The sequence below is a fragment of the Pseudomonas sp. B21-015 genome (assembly GCF_024749285.1).
In the GTDB taxonomy this organism is placed as follows: Bacteria; Pseudomonadota; Gammaproteobacteria; order Pseudomonadales; family Pseudomonadaceae; genus Aquipseudomonas.
The window spans coordinates 1555281-1575034 of record NZ_CP087196.1; the positions used below are offsets into that span (position 1 = coordinate 1555281).

A 19754-nucleotide genomic window follows, 5' to 3' on the forward strand; every position below is an offset into this window, starting at 1 on the left:
AAACCACCGTCTATCGCAATGACGATGCAGACAACATTTTTTAAGGAGCGCATTCATGGCTGTTGGTCTTGGTCCTTTGCCAACGTTGCACCCGGTTGCCGGTTTTGAACTCGGTATCGCCTCGGCCGGTATCAAGCGCCCGGGGCGCAAGGATGTCGTGGTCATGCGCTGTGCCGAAGGTTCCACGGTGGCGGGCGTGTTCACCCTGAACGCTTTTTGCGCAGCTCCGGTGATCCTGGCCAAGCAACGCGTGCAAGGCCCGGTGCGTTACCTGCTGACCAACACCGGCAATGCCAACGCCGGCACCGGCGAACCAGGCCTGGCGGCCGCCGAGCGCACCTGCGCCAAACTGGCTGAATTGACCGGCGTCGATGCCAGCCTGGTGCTGCCGTACTCCACCGGTGTGATCGGCGAGCCGCTGCCGGTCGAGAAAATCGAAGGTGCGTTGCAGGCCGCTCTCGATGACCTGTCGGAGAACAACTGGGAAGCGGCCGCTACCGGCATCATGACCACCGACACCCTGCCCAAGGGCGCCAGCCGTCAGTTCCAGCATGACGGCGTGACCATCACCGTCACCGGCATCAGCAAAGGCGCGGGGATGATCCGCCCGAACATGGCAACCATGCTCGGCTATATCGCCACCGACGCCAAAGTCTCCCGCGAGGTGCTGCAAAACCTGCTGCTGGACGGCGCCAACAAGTCGTTCAACCGCATCACCATCGACGGCGACACCTCGACCAACGACTGCTGCATGCTGATCGCCACCGGTCAGGCTGCACTGCCGGAAATCACTTCCGCGAGTGGTGAACTGTTCGCCAAACTGAAGCAGGCCGTGTTCGAAGTGTGCATGGACGTGGCCCAGGCCATCGTGCGCGACGGCGAAGGCGCGACCAAGTTCGTTACCGTGGAAGTCAACGGTGGCGGCAATCACCAGGAATGCCTGGACGTTGGTTACACCGTGGCCCACTCGCCGCTGATCAAGACCGCGTTGTTCGCCTCCGACCCGAACTGGGGTCGCATCCTGGCTGCCGTGGGCCGTGCGGGCGTGCCGAACCTGGACGTGAGCAAGATCGACGTGTTCCTTGGCGAGGTGTGCATCGCCAGCCGTGGCGCTCGCTCTGCCACCTACACCGAAGCCCAGGGCGCGGCGGTGATGCAGCAGGAAGAGATCACCATCCGTATCGAACTGGGTCGCGGCGATTGCAGCGAAACCATCTGGACCACCGACTTGTCCCACGAGTACGTGAAGATCAACGCTGAGTACCGTACGTAAGACTGCGTCGACCCTATCGCGGGCAAGCCCGCTCCCACAGGGTTCAGTGTCAGCCGTCAATCGTGCGGCTGACTCGGTCAATGTGGGAGCGGGCTTGCCCGCGATGACGGACCACCAGACGCTAAAGATTCTGGCTTGTACTCTTATCAAAAGGTCCCGAACATGAGCCTCCACCTGATCATCGGCGACAAACTGTATTCCTCCTGGTCCCTGCGCGCGGCACTGGCCCTCGACCTGACTGGCGCGTCCTACACCGAAGAACTGATCAAGCTGAACCAGCCAGACACTCGCGAGCGCGTGCTCAAGCATTCGCCGACCGGTAAAGTCCCGCTGCTGAAATCCGAACACGGCACCATCGCCGATTCGCTGGCGATTGCCGAATATCTTGCCGAACAATTTCCCGATGCCGGCCTCTGGCCCAAAGACACTGCCGCCCGTGCCCAAGCGCGTTCGGCGTGCGCGCAGATGCACAGCGGTTTCTTTGCCATGCGCGGCAACATGCCGTTCGACCTGAGCCACAATGCGCCGCTGTCGCCGACCCCACCTGAGGTTCAGGCTGAAATCGAACACATGCTGGCGTTGTGGGCTGAATGTCGCGCCACCGCGACTGAAACCGGCCCATTCCTGTTTGGCGGCGCGACCCTGGCCGATGCGTTTTTCGCACCGGTCGCCGTGCGCCTGCGTACCTATCAGGTGAATCTGTCCGAGGTCGACGCAGCCTATGTCGAAACCCTCTACCAATGGCCAGCTTTCAAGGCCTGGCGGAAGGCGGGTCTGGAGGAAATAGAGCGGTGAAACGAGTACATGTAGCAGCCGCGGTTATCCGCGATGGCAGAGGCAAGATCCTCATCGCCCGCCGTGCCGACACTCAGCATCAGGGCGGCTTGTGGGAGTTCCCCGGTGGCAAGGTCGAGGATCACGAATCCGTCGAAAGCGCCCTGGCCCGCGAGCTTCACGAAGAGCTGGGCATTGTGGTCCGTACGGCGCGCCCACTGATCAAAGTCCGCCACGATTACCCGGACAAGCAGGTGTTGCTGGATGTCTGGGAAGTTTCGGCGTTTACCGGTGAACCCCATGGCGCCGAAGGTCAGCCTTTGGCCTGGGTGACCGAGCGGGAACTGGTGGATTACGAGTTCCCGGCCGCCAATCAGCCGATCGTCGCCGCTGCACGCTTGCCCGGCGAATACCTGATCACCCCGGATGGCCTGGAAACCCCGGCCTTGTTGCGCGGTATCCAGAAAGCCATCGCTGGCGGCATCAGGCTGATTCAGTTGCGTGCGCCCAACGGCTACGACCCGCAATACCGCGATCTGGCGGTGGACGCGGCGGGGCTGTGTGCCGGCAAGGCACAGTTGATGATCAAGGGGCCGTTTGAATGGCTGGGGGACTTCCCGTCCGCCGGTTGGCACATTACTGCGGCGCAGCTGCGCAAATACGCGGCGGCCGGGCGACCGCTACCGGCGTCGCGCTGGTTGGCGGCGTCTTGTCACAACGCTGAAGAACTGGCACTGGCCGAGCAGATGGGCGTGGACTTTGTGACCCTGTCGCCGGTGCAACCGACCCAGACTCACCCGGATGCGCTGCCATTGGGTTGGGAGCAGGCTTCGACTTTGATCGAGGGCTTCAGCAAGCCGGTGTTTTTGCTTGGCGGGGTTGGCCCGGCGGAGCGGCAGCAAGCCTGGGAGGCGGGGGCGCAGGGTGTGGCGGGGATTCGGGCGTTTTGGCCTGAGGCTTGATTTTGCGCCCATCGCGGGCAAGCCCGCTCCCACAGTGGTTCGTAGTGGACACAGATTTGTGTACGACGCTGATCCCTGTGGGAGCGGGCTTGCCCGCGATGGCGTCTTCGGACGCGCCGACTAAACTTGGGGTTTCGCCGCCGCCTGCCAAAGAATCTCGGCAATCCCCTGACGCTTGGCAATCAACCTTGCCGCCACAAACAACAAATCCGACAACCGATTGATATACGCCAGGCCAACCCCGGCCAGCGGCTCGATCGCATTCAACTGCTGACAGCGCCGCTCGGCACTGCGCGCCAGACAGCGGCATACGTGGGCCTGGGCAATCAGTGCCGAACCGCCGGGCAGGATGAAATTCTCCAGGGGGCCCAACTCTTCATTCCACACATCGATCGCCGTTTCCAGTCGTTCGATTTCTGCCGTATTCAGTGCCTGATACACCGGCATCGCCAGTTCGCCACCGAGGTCGAACAACCGATGCTGGCAGGGCGCCAAAACCTCAATCACCTCGTTCAATCCAGGATACGTGCCGCTTTCCGCTGCCAACCCGGCCAACAGCACACCCACCTGGCTGTTCAGCGTATCGACTTCGCCAATGGCCTCGATTCGCGGATGGTCCTTGGGTACCCGGCGGCCATCGCCGAGCCCTGTTTCGCCTTTGTCGCCAGTGCGGGTGTAAATCTTCGACAAGCGAAAGCCCATGGTTACCTCGACAGCTGATTGAGTTCTTGAGAGACCACCGGAGCGCCCGACAACGGCAGGCGCAAGGTGAAGCAAGTGCCTTGGCCCAGTGTCGATTGCACTTCCATCTGGCCCTTGTGGTTGTTGGTGATGATGAAATACGAGACCGAGAGCCCAAGGCCGGTGCCCTGACCGATTTCCTTGGTGGTGAAGAACGGCTCGAACGTGCGTTTGCGCACGTTCTCGCTCATGCCGATGCCGTTGTCCTCGACCTGAATTTCCGCCCACGGCGGATTCAGCTTTGTACGCAGAATGATCCGCCCCGGTTCGCGGTCGTCTGCACGCTGGTGAATGGCTTGCGCGGCGTTTTTCAGCAGGTTGAGCAGCACCTGTTCCAGTTCGTTGGCGGTGCCGGGCACCGGGCCCAGCGCCGGATCGAACTGCCGAATGATCGCCTGGCCCTTGAAGTCGAAGCCGATGGCCAGGTCGAAGTCGTTACCGGCGATTTCCACCGCTTGATCGATCAGCGCCGGTAAATCGCACGGGGCCATTTGCCGGTTACTGCGGCGGCTGAAGCTGAGCATGTGCGTCACGATCTTCGCTGCCCGGGCGCCCGCCTGCTGAATGCCGTCAAGCAGCTGCGGCACTTCACGTGCTTGCAGGTACTTATTGACCGTTTCCAGTTCGATGCCGAGGTGCTCGGCCTGTTCGAGGTTTTTCGGCAGATCGGCTGACAGGCGCCGGCGAATGTTCTGCACGTTATGCAGGATTGCGCCCAGCGGATTGTTGATCTCGTGGGCCATGCCGGCGGCGAGGCCACCGACCGAGAGCATTTTTTCCGACTGCACCATCATTTCTTCCAGGGACAGACGCTGGGTGATGTCGTCGATCCGGATCACCACGCCGCGCCCGGCACCCCCCATCAATGGATAGAACGTCAGGGCGTAATGCTTGGGTTCATCATCCTTGAGCCAGGTGACGCGTTCGATCTTGGCCACTGTGTGCTGCTCGACGGTTTGCTTGAGCTGCGGCAGGAACGGTTTGAGCGGTTCGAAGGCGAGGAAGATCGGCTGGTTCAAGGCTTCGTCCAGGCGCGTGCCGGACAGGGCGCTGGCCTCCTGATTCCATTGGGTCACGTAGAGCTGCTCGTCCAGGGCGATCAGTGCCGAGGGCATGGAGTCGATGATGCTGTTGAGGTAGTTCTGGAAACCGGTGAGTTTTTTCTCGATCTTGCTGCGTACCTGAACTTCCAGTTCCAGCTTGCGGTTGGTGTGGCGGGTTTCTTCGGCCAAACCCTGGGCCTGGTCGTAGGCCGCCTGGGAATCGTCACGGGCGCGCTTGAGCTGCTGTTCCCGGGCCTCGATGCGCGAGAGCATGGTATTGAACGCTTCGGCGAGGCTGCCGATTTCGTCGTGGTTGCCGCGAGAGGCGCGCAGGGCGTAGTTCTCTTCCCGGGTCACTTGCCGGGACAACTCTTCGAGCTGATGGATGGGGCGGGTAATCAGGCGTTTGATCTGCCGGGCGATCACCAGCCACAACAGCACGCTGAAGATCAGAATCCCCAGGCTGGCGGTCAGGGTCCCGGTGTAGAACGCCATCGGCAATTCGCTGCTGGCCACCAGCAGCAGGTGGCCGGGCTCGGTGCCGGGGCGGGGCAGGGTGATTACTTGATTGCTGCGAAACTCCGTGGCTTGCCAGGCGTCGAGGTGCCGGAAGTGCTCCGGCAGGCTCAGCTTGTCTCCCTGCTGCAGCTGCGCCAGACGCACACCTTTGCCGTCATAGAGTGCTGCCGCACGCAACGGTGTATAGCTGTTGAGTTCGTTGAGCAGGCGTTCGGCGTTTTGCGGCGACTTCAGGGCGTCAGACACCAGGCTCGGGTTGGACACCAGTCGGCCGATGGTCTGCAAGGCCTGGGGCGCCATGCTTTCCTGGGAGATGTAATAGGCGGCGCTGATAAAGGTCAGGTTGGCGACCAGCAAAACGGTGGTCAACAGCACCAGCAGGGCGGCCAGCAGCTTCTGGCCGACTGGAAGGTTTTCAAGGCGCTGGCGCAATGGCATCAGGTTCATCGCTAAAAAGGAACAAGTGGCCAGCGTAGCCGCTGCTCAGTCGCTGGGCAATCCAAGGCTGTGCAGATGGGCGATCAAGCGCTGTTGCAATTGCTTGAGGTGTGGCAGGTTCAACCGATGCCGCGACGCGACTTTGCAGGCATGGCCCAACAGGTAGCTGATTTCGGTGCGGCGCTGATTCGCGACGTCCTGGTACATCGAGGAGAAATTGGCCGCGGTGGCCTTGATCACCCGTTCGACTTCCTCCTGAAGGTTCTCCGCCGCTGCCGGCTGACCGCAGCGCTCCAGCAGTTCGGTGAGCTCGGCGCACAGGGTGGCGACTTCGCAATGATGTTGCTGCAAACCGCCGTTGCGGCACTCGTGTAGCACGGTCAGGGGGTTGATCGCACAATTGAGCGCCAGTTTTCGCCACAGCCTGGTGAGGATGTCGGTGCTCCACTCATGGGGAATGCCGGCGTCGCTCAAGTCCTCCAGCCAGAAGGGTGCCACCGGATGGCCAGCGTCTCCCAGCCAAGTGTAACCATGACCGGCAAACACCACGCGCCAGTCGCCATCGCGAAACGCGCCTTCGGTACTGGAGGCGAAGATGCAGCGGGCATGCGGGACTTGCGTGGCGACGGCATCCTGACTGCCGAGGCCGTTTTGCAACAGGATCAGTTCGGCGTCGGGTGTCAGGCGGTGGGCGAGCCGGGCCACGGCTGTGACGGCGTCGTAGGCTTTGCAGGCCACCAGCAGACGGCTGATCGGCCCGTCGCTGTCGGCTGTTTCGCCGGGCACCGGGTACACTTGCGCTTCGCCGTGTTCCACCAGCGTCAGCCCGCCCGCCGCCTGATAGGCCTGCAAGCGTGCCGCGTCCCGCACGATCAGCCTGACTGGCACTGAGGCCCGTGCCAGACGGGTGGCCCACAACGTGCCGAGACTACCGGCGCCCAGAATATGCCAAGGGGTGGACATCAGCTTTTTGCTCGGTTTGATGCTGGCATGTGAGGCTCGCAGTATCGGTTGGAAAAGACCCGTTATAATGAGCCCGATTTTAACCGCAAGCCAAGCGCGCTCCATCGTTATCGAGCGCGCCTTTTTATTGGAGAGATTACATGCCGTCGTTCGACGTGGTATCCGAACTGGACAAACACGAAGTCACCAACGCGGTCGAGAACGCCGTCAAGGAACTCGATCGTCGTTATGACCTGAAAGGCAAGGGCAGCTTCGAGTTCAAGGAAAAGGACCTGACCGTCAACCTGACCGCGGAAGCCGATTTCCAGCTCGAAGCGATGATCGAGATCCTCAAGCTGGCCCTGGTCAAGCGCAAGATCGACGTGCAGTGCCTTGAAGTCAAGGATGCCTTTGCGTCGGGCAAGCTGATGAAGCAGGAAGCGGTCCTCAAGGAAGGCATCGACAAAGAGCTGGCGAAGAAAATCGTCGCTCACGTCAAAGACGCCAAGCTCAAGGTCCAGGCCGCCATCCAGGGCGAGCAGGTTCGCATCACCGGCAAGAAGCGTGACGATTTGCAGGAAGCCATCGCCGCCCTGCGCGCCAAGGAATTCGGCATGCCGCTGCAGTTCAATAACTTCCGCGACTGACCTTTCAAACGGGAACCTTGTGGGAGCAGGCTTGCTCGCGAAAGCGCTGTGTCATTCAACAGTGATGTCGACTGATACGCCCTCTTCGCGAGCAAGCTCGCTCCCACCGATGGTGCTCACCCCGGCGGGCCTGTTCTGCCGCTTATTTTTCGCGTGCCGGATGGCCGTAAATCAGGAGAAAGTAGATGGATTTGAATACTGAAGTGGACAACCTGGTCAAGGCGTCTCAAGCCTGGGTTCCGATGATCATGGAATACGGCAGCCGCGTGTTGCTGGCCGTGATCACCCTGGCCATCGGCTGGTGGCTGATCAACAAGGTAACGCAAAAACTCGGCGGCCTGCTGGCATTGCGTAACGCCGACCTGGCGCTGCAAGGTTTCATCAGCAGCCTGGCGAATATCATCCTCAAGATTCTGCTGATCGTTAGCGTGGCGTCGATGATCGGTGTGGAAACCACGTCCTTCGTCGCGGCTATCGGTGCGGCCGGCCTGGCCATTGGTCTGGCCTTGCAGGGCAGCCTGGCGAACTTCGCCGGCGGCGTGCTGATTCTGTTGTTCCGTCCGTTCCGCATCGGTGACTGGATCGAAGCCCAAGGTGTTGCCGGTACTGTCGACAGCATCCAGATCTTCCACACCGTGCTGCGCACCGGCGATAACAAAACCATCATCGTGCCTAACGGTAATCTGTCGAACGGCATCATCACCAACACCAACCGTCAGCCGACCCGCAAAGTAGTATTTGATGTAGGTGTGGATTACGAGGCGGACTTGCAGAAGGCCCGTCAAGTGTTGCTGGACCTGGCCAAGGATCCGCGAGTATTGACTGAGCCGGCACCGGAAGCGGTGATTTCGACATTGGGCGACAGTTCGATCACTGTTTCCCTGCGCGTGTGGGTGAAAACCGCTGACTATTGGAATGTGATGTTCATGTTTAACGAGCAATCGCGCGATCGTCTGAAAACGGCGGGTATCGATATTCCATTTCCACAGCGGGTTATTCGCGTGGTACAGGAATCGGCAGCGGTATAAGGATCAGTCTTTCAACTAATGTCTGACCTTTTGGTCAGATATGTCACAAGACCCTGATCCTCTAAGCACAATGCTGTAGCCAATAAAAAAGGCCCATCCGAAGATGGGCCTTTTTTTGATTACCGCGAACTGACTTTCGGCAATTACAGAACCGAAATCGGGTAGTCGACGATCAGGCGGAACTCTTTGATATCGCCTTCGCCTTCGTCGGCGTTAGCGTAGTGCCATGCTTGACGAATGCGGAAGGAAAGATCTTTTGCCGGGCCAGACTGAACAACGTACTTGGCTTCGAGGTTGGTTTCGTTGTGCTTGCCATCTTCGCCGTACAGGCCAGCGTAAGGGCTACCCGCTGGAGTGTTGGTACCGTCGATGTCCCAACCTTTCACGTAACGGGTCATGAAGCTCAGACCTGGAACGCCGTACTCGGCCATTTTGATGTCATAACGGACTTGGGCCGACTTCTCGCCAGGGGCGTTGAAGTCAGAGTACTGGATGGAGTTGGCGAGGAAGATCGAGTCGCCGCCACGGTTGTTCGTGCCCACACCGATGTAGTCGAACGGAGTGTCACCGTTGACCTTCTGGAAGGCGACGGTAATGGTATGTGCTTTCAGGAACGAGAAAGCGGCTGCCAGGGAGTACGCGGTGTTGCTGATTTCACCAGCCTTGGCGCTACCGGTGTCGGTGGTGCGGTAGATGTTACCGTCCAGGTTCAGCGACTCGGTGCCACCCAGTGGGATGGTGTAGTTCAGGTTGGCGTAGTACTGGTTCCAGATGTCTTCCAGTTTTGCGCCGTACAGCGATGCAGTCAGGTTGTCGCTGATGCCGTACTTGCCACCGAAATAGTCGATGGAGTTGGCTTTCACGCCAGCGTAAGTTGCCCACAGGTCGCCATCACGGGCATTTCGGTCCTGGCTGGTCGACGAGTAGAAGTGACCGGCTTCGAGGTCAAGGTCTTTGACTTCGCTGCTCTGCAGTTGGAAACCGCTAGCAGTTTGAGGCAGGACGCGGGAACCGCCAACAGCGAACACTGGAGCAGTGCTTGGCTGCATGTCGCCGACTTTCAGCTCGGTTTTGGATACGCGGAATTTAACCGCTGCACCGGCTTTGCCCTGGCTGTCGTTGACGTGGCCATCGGCGTCGCGGCTCATGTTGCCGGTGCCGCCGGTGCCGTCGCCACCGTCCAGTTTGATTGCCAGGTAACCGAACGCATCAACGCCGACGCCTACGGTACCTTGGGTGTAACCGGAGCTGAAGTTGCCCCAGATGCCCTGTGTCCAGTCTTTCTGATCGGTTGCGCCATCTTTCCGATCACGGTTGAAGTAATAGTTGCGAAGCAGCAAGTCGAACTTGGCGTCTTCAACAAAACCTTTGGCTTCAGCCTGGTCACTTACGAAAGGTGCGGCCGTAGCCATTTGAGTACTGGCTGCTGCTGCAACTGCCAGTGCGATCATGCTCCACTTCATCACGCGCATCGTGATTTGCTCCTTTGGTTTTTAGAAGAGTACTGCCGTCCCACCTGTTTTATTATCTGGGCGGCTCTTTCTTTTTGTGTCGGCGCAAACTTATATCACGCCGACCCTATTGGCGATACTTGCGCATCTAACCTTTCAGCTTCTTTACGACCCTGTCGCAAATGGCTTGGTCAATGTCGCAAATTCACAATCCCGATACAATCGGACTGACAACTTCAGCGCTGTTTTTCAGGGCTTGAGCATCGGTAAAAAAGAGTCCCTTGTCCTGCACTTGAATCTCCATTGGGCAATCCTGCCACTGTTTTTATTGGTCTTAAGGCTTCCACTTCCAGCGGACGTCTTATAGACGATATGGGGGTGAATGCAACAAGCGTGCACAAACCGGAATTCTGTTGCTGTTTTTTTCAGAAGGCCTGCCTGTTGCTGTAAAAACCTCATAAAACCGGGGGTTTCAAGCTCGTTTTCTGTGGGCTTGACGCCATGCTTTGCAACGTGTTTACCACATCGAACCCGTGACGCGACAATCAAAAACGTTACCGGTTCACCCCGTCAGTGAGTAGTTAGCGGATGCTGACGCACTGAGCGTAGACGCGTTGTGCGGTTTTGGTGCAAAAAAATCAATTGCTGTACCGAATTCACACAATGTCGCGTTGCGGTGGATCTGAACGGCGCGTTGTTTATCGGTCATTTCAGGGTTTTTTGTGTGTCTGTCGGTGCTGTGGTGGTGCGTCCTGGATCAAAATGTCTCATGTCGGGGCGTCGCCCAGGAGGGGGATGGCCGCGGTTCGTCGTGAAGCGCGTGACATTCGCAGGTATGCTGCCGTCCTGTCGCTTGGTGCGCAGCCTGTCCGGATGAGCGCTAAGCTGAAAAATGATGACCAGGCGGGAGTACACACAGTGTTCGTTTTAGATTCACGACTTCAACAAGACACGTTACCGATCGGCGATTTCCCACTCTGCCGGTTGCTGTTGTCCAATGATTCGAACTATCCCTGGTTCATCCTCGTGCCACGCCGCGAGGATATCAGTGAGATATTTCAGCTGGATGTCGCAGATCAACAGCAGCTGTGGCAGGAAACGACCGCGCTGGCGGAAATGCTCAAGGACTCGTTCGACGCGGACAAGTTGAACGTTGCGGCCCTGGGTAACGTCGTCAGTCAGTTGCACATGCATGTGATTGTGCGCAAGCGTGAGGACGCCGCCTGGCCAGCTCCGGTCTGGGGTAAAAATCCGGCCAGGCCCTACAGTCCAGAGCAGATCGCGACGATTCGCGAACGGCTGCGTCTGGTATTGACCGATGATTTCACGTTTCTGGAGGGTTGAGTCATGAGCCTGGAAGAGCGCGTTACCGATCTGGAAAGCCGGCTGGCGTTTCAGGATGACACCATCCAGGCATTGAATGATGTGCTGGTGGCGCAGCAGCGGGTGGTCGAGCGCCTGCAACTGCAGATGGCTGCGCTGCTCAAGCGGCAGGAGGAAATGGTCGGCCAGTTCGAGTCCTTCGAAGAAGAGGCGCCACCGCCGCATTATTGAGCCACATGAGTGAGCTTCGTTAGAGAAAAGCAGGTCATAAAAAAAACCGCGAACAGCCTGGGCTGTTCGCGGTTTTTTTTAGCCTTGAGTCAGCGACGCGGCAGTGCGGCGATCACATCTTCGGCTTGCAGGCCTTTGTCACGATTCATGACAGAGAACTCCACGCGCTGGCCTTCGACCAGAACGCGGTGGCCTTCACCGCGAATCGCCCGGAAGTGCACGAAAATATCATCGCCGGAGTCACGGGAAATAAAGCCGAAGCCTTTGGAGGTGTTAAACCATTTGACGGTGCCAGTATCGCGGTTGCTCATGTCATAGCTTGGCGAGGCGACGGCCGGTGAAGATTTGTAGAAGCTGATGGCCAGGTGCAGAAGAACGGCGATCAGGGCAGCGACCAGGCTGAACAGAACGGCGGGTTGACCGGCGATGACAGGCATCGGTGCGATCAGCGTCAGGGTTTGCAGCACCACAGCCAGAACCAGCAAGGCGCTGACCAGGTTTTGCAGTTGATGACGCGGGCCTTTGTTCCAGTAAGGGATAACAGGCGCGAGGGTGAGGTTGAGCAGGCCGAAAAAGGCCAGGTACAGCGCATCGGGTTGTTGCAGGTAAGGTACCGCTTCGGATCGCAGGCTAGGGATGAAGGACAGCAGCAGGGCTGCTGCGCCCATTAGCAGGTGGACGATTTTCAACATTTTGATTAACTCACGTTAAGACGGATCACAAGGAAGAGCTGATTGAGCACGGTTCGCTTCAGAACAATAAGAGGCGTTGGACACGTGCCTGCTATCAGCCTATGCGCAGCCCCCGAAAAATAGGCGGTAGCGACACACTGCCTATTTAACAGCAAAGCCTGCGGCTACTCAAATCAGGCAGTCCAGTGGTGCTTTCACATGGTCGATGTGCGGATGGCGCCTGCTGAGTGTTGTTCGCGCGCTGTGCTTTTCGGATCTTTGCCTTTTCGTTGAGTGATGTTGCGCCAGTTTTCGTGGGAAATTGTCCGGCCTAGGACGTGCTCAATGATCGCTCCACTGTTGTTGGCTTATCCTACGTTGATGGTCATAAAGTCATCTGGATATGCCTGAGCGCCTGCGCTTTTATAAGGAAACGGAATAGGGCCCTTATCAAGCAGCAAGGATGGCAAAGGAGTGTCAACGGTATGGTTCATGAAGACAGGCGAAACGAGGGGAGGATCGGTCCACTCAAGGAGGTAAGGATTGATTCATTTGTCAGCGAGCTCGATATGGGGCTGGCCCAGCCATTATCCCGATCAGTGCGTTTGAATGGCTTTGCGACCTGTTTGCGGCTTGAACAAGTCTATTGGGATATTTTGGGCGACATGGCCAAGGTCAATTGCTGCTCGGTCAATGCACTGCTATCCCATGTGGATCGCGAAGTGCATTTGCGCCATGGCGGGGTGAAGAACTTCACCGGGCTGGTGCGGGTTGTCTGCGTCGTGCACAGCCTGAAGGAGGGCGGTTGCCTCGTCATGGCTTAGCGATGGCGATGAAAGGTGTCGAGTGTCGGTCTGTGCAGTCTAACGGCTGCACAGGCTGCATTTAATGGATATAATCCCGCTCTTTGCCGCAAAGCCCAGCATGCGCGGTAGCAATCTGATCGCCGAGACAACCCCCATGCCGATGTACGACTATCAATGTGCTTCCTGTGGTCATCAGTTGGAAGCCATTCAAAAGATCAGCGCAGCACCGCTGGTCGACTGCCCTGCCTGCCAGGCGCCAGAGCTTAAAAAGATGCTGTCCATGCCGGGCTTCCGCCTCAGCGGCACCGGCTGGTACGAAACCGACTTCAAGACCGGTTCCAAGAAAAATCTGGCCGGTGGCGACAAAGCTGACTAGGGTCTAGCGCCCGAGCTGAACGACACGCGCGAGCTCTTGCATCATCTGGCACCTTATTCAAGTGTGGGGGTGCGGCAAGACCTCCAACCGAATTTCGAATTACGAGAAGTGAAACCACTACCATGATGCGCAGCCATTATTGCGGCCAACTGAACGAAAGCCTGGAAGGCCAGGAAATTACCCTTTGCGGATGGGTTCACCGTCGCCGTGACCACGGTGGGGTGATTTTCCTCGATATCCGTGATCGTGACGGTCTGGCCCAGGTGGTGTTCGACCCGGACCGCGCTGAGTCCTTCGCCGCCGCCGACCGCGTGCGCAGCGAATACGTGGTCAAGATCACCGGCAAGGTGCGCCTGCGTCCGGCCGGTGCCACCAACGCCAACATGGCGTCGGGCATGATCGAAGTGCTGGGCTACGAGCTGGAAGTATTGAACGAAGCGGAAACCCCGCCGTTCCCGCTCAACGAGTTCTCCGACGTCGGCGAAGAAACCCGCCTGCGTTATCGCTTCCTCGACCTGCGTCGCCCGGAAATGCTCGAGAAGCTGCGTTTGCGTTCGCGCATGACCACCAGCATCCGTCGCTTCCTGGACGAGAACGGTTTCCTCGATGTCGAGACGCCGATTCTGACCCGCGCCACGCCAGAAGGCGCTCGCGACTACCTGGTGCCGAGCCGTACTCACGCAGGTAGCTTCTTCGCCTTGCCGCAATCGCCACAGCTGTTCAAGCAGCTGCTGATGGTCGCCGGCTTCGACCGTTACTACCAGATCGCCAAGTGCTTCCGCGACGAAGATCTGCGCGCCGACCGTCAGCCGGAATTCACCCAGATCGACATCGAGACCAGCTTCCTCGATGAAAAAGAGATCATGGGCATCACCGAACAAATGATCCGCAACCTGTTCAAGGAAGTACTGGACCTGGAGTTCGGCGACTTCCCGCACATGACCTTCGAAGAGGCCATGCGTCGTTACGGTTCCGACAAGCCGGACCTGCGTAACCCGCTGGAACTGGTTGACGTTGCCGATCAACTGAAAGAAGTCGACTTCAAGGTGTTCAGCGGCCCTGCCAACGACCCGAAATGCCGCGTTGCCGCTCTGCGCGTTCCAGGCGCGGCGAGCATGCCGCGCAAGCAGATCGACGACTACACCAAGTTCGTCGGCATCTACGGTGCCAAGGGCCTGGCGTACATCAAGGTCAACGAGCGCGCCAAAGGCGTCGAAGGTCTGCAGTCGCCAATCGTCAAGAACATCCCTGAAGCCAACCTCAATGTGATCCTCGATCGCGTCGGTGCAGTTGATGGCGACATCGTGTTCTTCGGTGCCGACAAGGCCAAGATCGTCAGCGAAGCCCTGGGCGCGCTGCGGATCAAGGTCGGTCACGATCTGAACCTGCTGACCTGCGAGTGGGCACCGATGTGGGTCGTCGACTTCCCGATGTTCGAAGAGAACGACGACGGCAGCTTCACCGCGTTGCACCACCCGTTCACCGCGCCGAAGTGCACCCCGCAAGAACTGGAAGCCAGCCCGGCGACCGCGCTGTCCCGTGCCTACGACATGGTATTGAACGGTACCGAGCTGGGTGGCGGTTCGATCCGTATCCACCGCAAGGAAATGCAACAGTCGGTGTTCCGTCTGCTGGGTATCAGCGAAGCGGAACAGGAAGAGAAATTCGGCTTCCTGCTCGACGCCCTGAAATACGGCGCGCCGCCGCACGGTGGTCTGGCCTTCGGTCTGGACCGTCTGGTGATGCTGATGACCGGCGCCCAGTCGATCCGTGAAGTGATCGCCTTCCCGAAAACCCAGAGCGCTGCCTGCGTCATGACTCAGGCACCGGGGCTGGTGGATGCCAAGGCATTGCGCGAACTGCACATTCGTCTGCGCGAAACGCCTAAAGCTGAGTAAGGCTGACCTTGCGGGCGCATCTTCGGATGCGCCCTTTCTTTATAGACAGGTCGAGATTTTTATTTGCCGGCTGGCGCATCATGGCGTGGCGGGCAATGTGTCAAAGATAATTCGGAGCGAGTTATGGCGGGTCATTCCAAGTGGGCGAACATCAAGCACCGCAAAGAACGTCAGGATGCCAAGAAGGGCAAGATTTTCACCAAGTGGATTCGTGAACTGACGGTTGCTGCCCGTCAGGGCGGCGGCGATCCAGGCTCCAATCCGCGTTTGCGTCTGGCGCTGGATAAAGCGCTGGGCGCGAACATGAGTCGCGACATCATCGACCGCGCGGTGGCCCGTGGTGCCGGCGCTGCCGATACCGATGACATGGTCGAGCTGACCTACGAAGGCTATGGCCCGGGCGGCGTGGCGGTGATGGTCGAATGCATGACCGACAACCGTAACCGCACCGCAGCCGCTGTTCGTCACGCGTTCAGTAAATGCGGCGGCAACCTTGGCACCGACGGTTCGGTGGCTTATCTGTTCGAACGCAAAGGGCAGATTTCCTTCGCGCCTGGGGTTGATGAGGACGCGCTGATGGAAGCGGCCATGGAAGCCGACGCCGATGACGTGGTGACCAACGAAGACGGCTCAATCGACGTGTTCACCTCGTTCGCCGGCTTCTATTCCGTGCGCAACGCCTTGGAGGCCGCAGGCTTCAAGGGCAGCGATGCGGAAATCGTCATGCTGCCGACCACCAGTGCCGAACTGGACCTGGAAGGCGCCGAGAAGGTCCTGAAGCTGATCGACATGCTTGAAGACCTGGATGACGTGCAAAACGTGTATTCCAACGCCGACATTCCAGAGTCGGTGGCCGCACAGCTCGGATAAGGGCGACTAAGATTCAGTGTGGGAGCTGGCTTGCCTGCGATGGCGGCGTGTCAGGCTACATCATTGTTTGATGTGCCTACGCCATCGCAGGCAAGCCAGCTCCCACATTTGTTATTCGCTGTATTGAATATCGTGCTCTTACCTAACCCGCAGGCGTTATGACTTTAATTCTTGGAATCGACCCCGGTTCGCGTATCACCGGTTATGGCGTGGTTCGTGATACCGGGCGTGGCTGCGTGTACGTGGCGTCGGGCTGTATTCGCACCGGCTCCGGCGAGTTGCACGAGCGCCTGCAAATCGTCTATCGCGGCGTGCGTGAAGTCATTCAGACCTACGGCCCGGTAACCATGGGCATCGAAAAAGTCTTCATGGCCCGCAACGCCGACTCGGCCCTCAAGCTGGGTCAGGCCCGTGGCGCAGCCATCGTGGCCGGTGCCGAGGAAAGCCTGGAAATTGCCGAATACACCGCCACCCAAGTCAAGCAAGCCGTGACCGGTACTGGCTCGGCAAACAAAGAACAGGTGCAGATGATGGTCATGCACATGCTGAAACTGACGAGCAAGCCGCAAATCGATGCCTCGGATGCCCTCGCCATCGCGATTTGCCACGCTCACACCCGCTCCAGTCTGTTGCCTCATGGTCTGGGCACGGCACGCAGTCGTGGCGGGCGCCTGCGTCTCTGATAGCATCAGCAATCATTTTTTCTGGAATGAGGGTTTTGCGCCTGTGTTGTCGGCGCAAAACCCTTGTTCTGTCAGTCGCCAGCACTGATCTGGCCAACGCTCAAGGATCTGAAACGTGATTGGACGCTTGCGCGGCACTTTGGCTGAGAAACAGCCGCCGCACCTGATTCTGGATGTAAACGGTCTGGGATATGAGCTGGAAGTGCCCATGACCACCCTTTATCGCTTGCCGTCGGTCGGTGAGCCGCTGACCTTGCACACCCATTTGGTCGTACGCGAAGACGCGCAGTTACTCTATGGCTTCTTCGGCAAGCGTGAGCGAGACTTTTTTCGCGAACTGATCCGTCTCAATGGTGTGGGGCCGAAACTGGCACTGGCCTTGATGTCGAGCCTGGAAGTCGACGAGCTGATTCGTTGCGTGCAGTCCCAGGACACTTCGGCGTTGACCAAAGTACCTGGAGTGGGCAAGAAGACCGCCGAGCGTTTGCTGGTGGAACTCAAAGACCGCTTCAAGGCGTGGGAAACCGTGCCGGCGATGTTCGCATTGGTGCCAAACCAGCCGGGTGGGCCAGATGCGCCTCCAGTTGCCACCGCCGAAAATGACGCAGTCAGCGCGCTGATTTCCCTGGGCTACAAGCCGCAGGAGGCCAGCAAGGCGATTTCCGCGATCAAGGAGAAAGGTTTGAGCAGTGAAGACATGATTCGTCGTGCCCTTAAGGGAATGATCTAAGTGATTGAAGCTGATCGTCTGATCGCCGCTACGGGTGGCCCCCGTGAGCGCGAAGAAGTCCAGGACCGGGCGATTCGTCCCGTCAGCCTGGCCGAATACATTGGCCAGCCGACCGTTCGCGAGCAAATGGAGTTGTTCATCCAGGCCGCGCGTGGGCGCAATGAATCGCTGGATCACACCCTGATTTTCGGGCCGCCGGGTCTGGGTAAAACCACCCTGGCCAACATCATTGCCCAGGAAATGGGCGTGTCGATCAAAAGCACCTCGGGGCCGGTCCTCGAGCGTCCTGGTGATCTGGCTGCGTTGCTGACCAATCTTGAGCCCCATGACGTGCTGTTCATCGACGAAATCCATCGGTTGTCGCCGATCGTCGAAGAGGTGCTGTACCCGGCCATGGAAGATTTCCAGCTCGACATCATGATCGGCGAAGGGCCGGCCGCGCGCTCGATCAAGCTCGATCTGCCGCCATTTACGCTGGTCGGCGCTACCACCCGTGCCGGTATGCTGACCAACCCGTTGCGCGACCGTTTCGGGATTGTTCAGCGCCTGGAGTTCTACAGTACCGCCGACCTGGCGACGATTGTCAGCCGTTCGGCGAACATTCTCGGTTTGCCGCTGGACCCGGAAGGCGCCTTCGAAATCGCCCGCCGTGCCCGTGGCACGCCGCGGATTGCCAACCGCTTGCTGCGCCGGGTCCGGGATTTCGCCGAGGTCCGTGCCAAAGGCCACATCACCAAACCGATCGCCGACCTGGCCTTGAATTTGCTGGATGTCGACGAGCGTGGCTTCGATCATCAGGACCGACGCCTGCTGTTGACCATGATCGAGAAGTTCGACGGTGGGCCGGTGGGGGTGGACAGTCTGGCCGCTGCGATCAGCGAAGAACGCCACACCATTGAAGACGTGCTGGAGCCGTACCTGATCCAGCAGGGCTACATCATGCGCACACCGCGGGGGCGGGTGGTGACCCGGCATGCGTATCTGCATTTCGGTTTAAACATCCCGTCACGATTAGGCGAGATGCCCGTAGTAGACGAGTTCCTCGATGCCGTGGACGATTAATCACCTTTGCGTGCAGATTTTTTCAGGCAATGTGCGGTCACAGGACCATTCTTTCGCCAGAAAGCCGCGATTCAATGAAAAACAGTTGCCTGGCCGGATTGGCAACCTGAGGAGTAAGCACTAGAGTATGCGCGCGCAAAACGGGCTTGAGCCGTTCGCACATCGTTGTCGCGTTTATTACGAGGACACCGATGCCGGCGGCATCGTGTATTACGTCAATTACCTCAAGTTTATGGAACGGGCTCGAACCGAGCGGCTCCGGGAGCTGGGCTTTGCCCAGTCGGCGCTGGCAGGGGAGGACCTGTTGTTCGTCGTGCATTCCAGCGAAGCGCGTTACCACGCGCCGGCGCGACTGGACGACGAACTGCTGGTAAGCGCTGAGGTAATTGAGTTGAACCGGGTCAGCCTGCGCTTTAAACAGCAGGTCAGGCGGGCTACGGATAATGTGCTGCTCTGCGAAGGGCAGTTTCTGGTGGCCTGTGTGCGCACTAACAGTTTGAAACCCCGGGCCATTCCCGAAGCTCTACGTGCGGCCTTTGCCGACGTGAGCGGCGCGGGTACACACTCAAAGCAGGAGATAAAGCGTGGAAGCTAACGTCGTCGACCATTCCTCCATGTGGAGCCTGGTCAGCAATGCCAGTATCGTGGTGCAACTGGTAATGCTGATCCTGGTAGCCGCATCGGTGACCTCATGGATCATGATCTTTCAGCGCAGCAACTTGCTGCGCGCCGGTCGACGTGCCCTGGAGAGCTTTGAAGAGCGCTTCTGGTCGGGTATCGACCTGTCCAAACTCTACCGTCAGGCCGGCAGCAATCCTGATCCGGATTCCGGCGTCGAGCAGATCTTCCGTGCCGGCTTCAAGGAATTCTCCCGTCTGCGTCAGCAGTCAGGCGTTGACCCGGAAGCGGTCATGGAAGGCGTGGCGCGTGCCATGCGCGTGGCGATCTCCCGCGAGGAAGAAAAGCTCGAGCAGAGCCTGCCGTTCCTCGCCACCGTCGGTTCCGTCAGCCCGTACATCGGTCTGTTCGGTACGGTCTGGGGCATCATGAACTCTTTCCGCGGTCTGGCGACCGCCCAGCAAGCGACCCTGGCCACTGTGGCCCCTGGTATTGCCGAAGCACTGATTGCTACCGCGATCGGTCTGTTCGCCGCGATCCCGGCCGTTATCGCGTACAACCGTTTTGCTGCCCGCAGCGAAACCCTGCTGGGCCGTTACTACACCTTCGCCGATGAATTCCAGGCGATCCTGCACCGCAAAGTGCACACCAGCGAAGAATAAGCAGGT

General features: G+C 58.9%; 21 protein-coding genes. 16 read left to right on the forward strand and 5 right to left on the reverse strand.

Annotated features, from left to right (window positions below; genetic code table 11):
• Positions 1–55 precede the first annotated feature (55 nt).
• The 3 genes from argJ (at position 56) to LOY38_RS07035 (ending at position 3009) form a co-directional block, all read left to right on the forward strand.
• Positions 56–1273 carry a bifunctional glutamate N-acetyltransferase/amino-acid acetyltransferase ArgJ gene (argJ, locus tag LOY38_RS07025; protein ID WP_258699394.1) on the forward strand — a complete coding sequence of 406 codons (1218 nt, stop codon included), beginning with the start codon at positions 56–58 and terminating at the stop codon, positions 1271–1273.
• Between the two features lie 162 nt (positions 1274–1435).
• Positions 1436–2068 (forward strand): glutathione S-transferase family protein, encoded by a 633-nt coding sequence (locus LOY38_RS07030; protein WP_258699395.1) that lies wholly within the window; start codon positions 1436–1438, stop codon positions 2066–2068.
• Entirely contained in the window at positions 2065–3009 is a 945-nt protein-coding gene (locus LOY38_RS07035; RefSeq protein ID WP_258699396.1) for a Nudix family hydrolase, read from the forward strand. Before LOY38_RS07030 ends, LOY38_RS07035 begins: the two co-directional genes overlap by 4 nt.
• 120 nt (positions 3010–3129) lie before the next feature.
• Here the strand turns inward: LOY38_RS07035 and LOY38_RS07040 are convergent, their stop codons facing one another.
• The 3 genes from LOY38_RS07040 to LOY38_RS07050 are packed head-to-tail and all read right to left on the reverse strand — an operon-like array spanning position 3130 to position 6713.
• The gene (locus LOY38_RS07040) at positions 3130–3711 is read right to left on the reverse strand and encodes a cob(I)yrinic acid a,c-diamide adenosyltransferase (RefSeq protein WP_258699397.1); all 582 of its coding nucleotides are present in this window, start codon (positions 3709–3711) and stop codon (positions 3130–3132) included.
• A 2-nt stretch (positions 3712–3713) separates the two neighbouring features.
• Positions 3714–5750 carry an ATP-binding protein gene (locus LOY38_RS07045; protein ID WP_258699398.1) on the reverse strand — a complete coding sequence of 679 codons (2037 nt, stop codon included), beginning with the start codon at positions 5748–5750 and terminating at the stop codon, positions 3714–3716.
• A gap of 45 nt (positions 5751–5795) precedes the next feature.
• The gene (locus LOY38_RS07050; protein WP_258699399.1) at positions 5796–6713 is read right to left on the reverse strand and encodes a putative 2-dehydropantoate 2-reductase; all 918 of its coding nucleotides are present in this window, start codon (positions 6711–6713) and stop codon (positions 5796–5798) included.
• 140 nt (positions 6714–6853) lie between these two features.
• Between LOY38_RS07050 and LOY38_RS07055 the strand changes: the two genes are divergently transcribed.
• Both LOY38_RS07055 and LOY38_RS07060 read left to right on the forward strand, forming a co-directional pair.
• A complete protein-coding gene (locus tag LOY38_RS07055) occupies positions 6854–7339 on the forward strand; it encodes a YajQ family cyclic di-GMP-binding protein (RefSeq protein ID WP_053155306.1) in 486 nt (161 codons plus the stop codon).
• Positions 7340–7524: 185 nt separating this feature from the next.
• Positions 7525–8367, forward strand: a complete 843-nt coding sequence (locus LOY38_RS07060) for a mechanosensitive ion channel family protein (RefSeq protein ID WP_258699400.1) — start codon at positions 7525–7527, stop codon at positions 8365–8367.
• Positions 8368–8510: 143 nt separating this feature from the next.
• On the opposite strand, the gene LOY38_RS07065 is transcribed toward LOY38_RS07060, so the two are convergent.
• Positions 8511–9839: an OprD family porin gene (locus LOY38_RS07065; protein WP_258699401.1), complete on the reverse strand. Its 1329-nt coding sequence runs from the start codon at positions 9837–9839 to the stop codon at positions 8511–8513.
• Between the two features lie 897 nt (positions 9840–10736).
• Between LOY38_RS07065 and LOY38_RS07070 the strand changes: the two genes are divergently transcribed.
• Complete coding sequence (locus LOY38_RS07070) at positions 10737–11162, forward strand: HIT domain-containing protein (protein WP_258700676.1); 426 nt, start codon at positions 10737–10739, stop codon at positions 11160–11162.
• Positions 11163–11165: 3 nt separating this feature from the next.
• A complete protein-coding gene (locus tag LOY38_RS07075) occupies positions 11166–11372 on the forward strand; it encodes a SlyX family protein (RefSeq protein WP_007977339.1) in 207 nt (68 codons plus the stop codon).
• An 89-nt stretch (positions 11373–11461) separates the two neighbouring features.
• Here LOY38_RS07075 and LOY38_RS30180 read toward each other — a convergent pair whose 3' ends face one another.
• Entirely contained in the window at positions 11462–12064 is a 603-nt protein-coding gene (locus tag LOY38_RS30180; protein ID WP_309475867.1) for a cold-shock protein, read from the reverse strand.
• Between the two features lie 464 nt (positions 12065–12528).
• Here LOY38_RS30180 and LOY38_RS07085 point away from each other — a divergent pair, with 464 nt between their 5' ends.
• From LOY38_RS07085 to tolQ, 9 genes are all read left to right on the forward strand, one after another.
• A complete protein-coding gene (locus tag LOY38_RS07085; protein ID WP_258699402.1) occupies positions 12529–12867 on the forward strand; it encodes a ribbon-helix-helix domain-containing protein in 339 nt (112 codons plus the stop codon).
• 136 nt (positions 12868–13003) lie between these two features.
• Entirely contained in the window at positions 13004–13225 is a 222-nt protein-coding gene (locus LOY38_RS07090) for an FmdB family zinc ribbon protein (RefSeq protein ID WP_010457489.1), read from the forward strand.
• Between the two features lie 122 nt (positions 13226–13347).
• Positions 13348–15123 carry an aspartate--tRNA ligase gene (gene aspS, locus LOY38_RS07095; RefSeq protein ID WP_258699403.1) on the forward strand — a complete coding sequence of 592 codons (1776 nt, stop codon included), beginning with the start codon at positions 13348–13350 and terminating at the stop codon, positions 15121–15123.
• 123 nt (positions 15124–15246) lie between these two features.
• A complete protein-coding gene (locus LOY38_RS07100) occupies positions 15247–15993 on the forward strand; it encodes a YebC/PmpR family DNA-binding transcriptional regulator (RefSeq protein ID WP_258699404.1) in 747 nt (248 codons plus the stop codon).
• 158 nt (positions 15994–16151) lie between these two features.
• Entirely contained in the window at positions 16152–16676 is a 525-nt protein-coding gene (gene ruvC, locus LOY38_RS07105) for a crossover junction endodeoxyribonuclease RuvC (RefSeq protein WP_258699405.1), read from the forward strand.
• Positions 16677–16791: 115 nt separating this feature from the next.
• Complete coding sequence (gene ruvA / locus LOY38_RS07110; RefSeq protein ID WP_258699406.1) at positions 16792–17406, forward strand: Holliday junction branch migration protein RuvA; 615 nt, start codon at positions 16792–16794, stop codon at positions 17404–17406.
• Positions 17407–18468, forward strand: a complete 1062-nt coding sequence (gene ruvB, locus LOY38_RS07115) for a Holliday junction branch migration DNA helicase RuvB (RefSeq protein WP_018926499.1) — start codon at positions 17407–17409, stop codon at positions 18466–18468.
• 127 nt (positions 18469–18595) lie between these two features.
• Positions 18596–19063 carry a tol-pal system-associated acyl-CoA thioesterase gene (gene ybgC / locus LOY38_RS07120; protein WP_007933231.1) on the forward strand — a complete coding sequence of 156 codons (468 nt, stop codon included), beginning with the start codon at positions 18596–18598 and terminating at the stop codon, positions 19061–19063.
• The gene (gene tolQ, locus LOY38_RS07125) at positions 19053–19748 is read left to right on the forward strand and encodes a protein TolQ (RefSeq protein ID WP_007897030.1); all 696 of its coding nucleotides are present in this window, start codon (positions 19053–19055) and stop codon (positions 19746–19748) included. The genes ybgC and tolQ overlap by 11 nt, the downstream gene beginning before the upstream one ends.
• Positions 19749–19754 lie beyond the last annotated feature (6 nt).

Coding starts and splice junctions, on each gene's coding strand:
- LOY38_RS07075 (WP_007977339.1), top strand. CDS start 11,166: ATGAGCCTGGAAGAGCGCGTTACCGATCTGGAAAGCCGGCTGGCGTTT.
- argJ (WP_258699394.1), top strand. CDS start 56: ATGGCTGTTGGTCTTGGTCCTTTGCCAACGTTGCACCCGGTTGCCGGT.
- LOY38_RS07055 (WP_053155306.1), top strand. CDS start 6,854: ATGCCGTCGTTCGACGTGGTATCCGAACTGGACAAACACGAAGTCACC.
- LOY38_RS07085 (WP_258699402.1), top strand. CDS start 12,529: ATGGTTCATGAAGACAGGCGAAACGAGGGGAGGATCGGTCCACTCAAG.
- LOY38_RS30180 (WP_309475867.1), bottom strand. CDS start 12,064: ATGTTGAAAATCGTCCACCTGCTAATGGGCGCAGCAGCCCTGCTGCTG.
- ruvC (WP_258699405.1), top strand. CDS start 16,152: ATGACTTTAATTCTTGGAATCGACCCCGGTTCGCGTATCACCGGTTAT.
- LOY38_RS07045 (WP_258699398.1), bottom strand. CDS start 5,750: ATGCCATTGCGCCAGCGCCTTGAAAACCTTCCAGTCGGCCAGAAGCTG.
- LOY38_RS07060 (WP_258699400.1), top strand. CDS start 7,525: ATGGATTTGAATACTGAAGTGGACAACCTGGTCAAGGCGTCTCAAGCC.
- LOY38_RS07040 (WP_258699397.1), bottom strand. CDS start 3,711: ATGGGCTTTCGCTTGTCGAAGATTTACACCCGCACTGGCGACAAAGGC.
- LOY38_RS07030 (WP_258699395.1), top strand. CDS start 1,436: ATGAGCCTCCACCTGATCATCGGCGACAAACTGTATTCCTCCTGGTCC.
- LOY38_RS07090 (WP_010457489.1), top strand. CDS start 13,004: ATGCCGATGTACGACTATCAATGTGCTTCCTGTGGTCATCAGTTGGAA.
- aspS (WP_258699403.1), top strand. CDS start 13,348: ATGATGCGCAGCCATTATTGCGGCCAACTGAACGAAAGCCTGGAAGGC.
- LOY38_RS07100 (WP_258699404.1), top strand. CDS start 15,247: ATGGCGGGTCATTCCAAGTGGGCGAACATCAAGCACCGCAAAGAACGT.
- ybgC (WP_007933231.1), top strand. CDS start 18,596: ATGCGCGCGCAAAACGGGCTTGAGCCGTTCGCACATCGTTGTCGCGTT.
- LOY38_RS07065 (WP_258699401.1), bottom strand. CDS start 9,839: ATGCGCGTGATGAAGTGGAGCATGATCGCACTGGCAGTTGCAGCAGCA.
- LOY38_RS07050 (WP_258699399.1), bottom strand. CDS start 6,713: ATGTCCACCCCTTGGCATATTCTGGGCGCCGGTAGTCTCGGCACGTTG.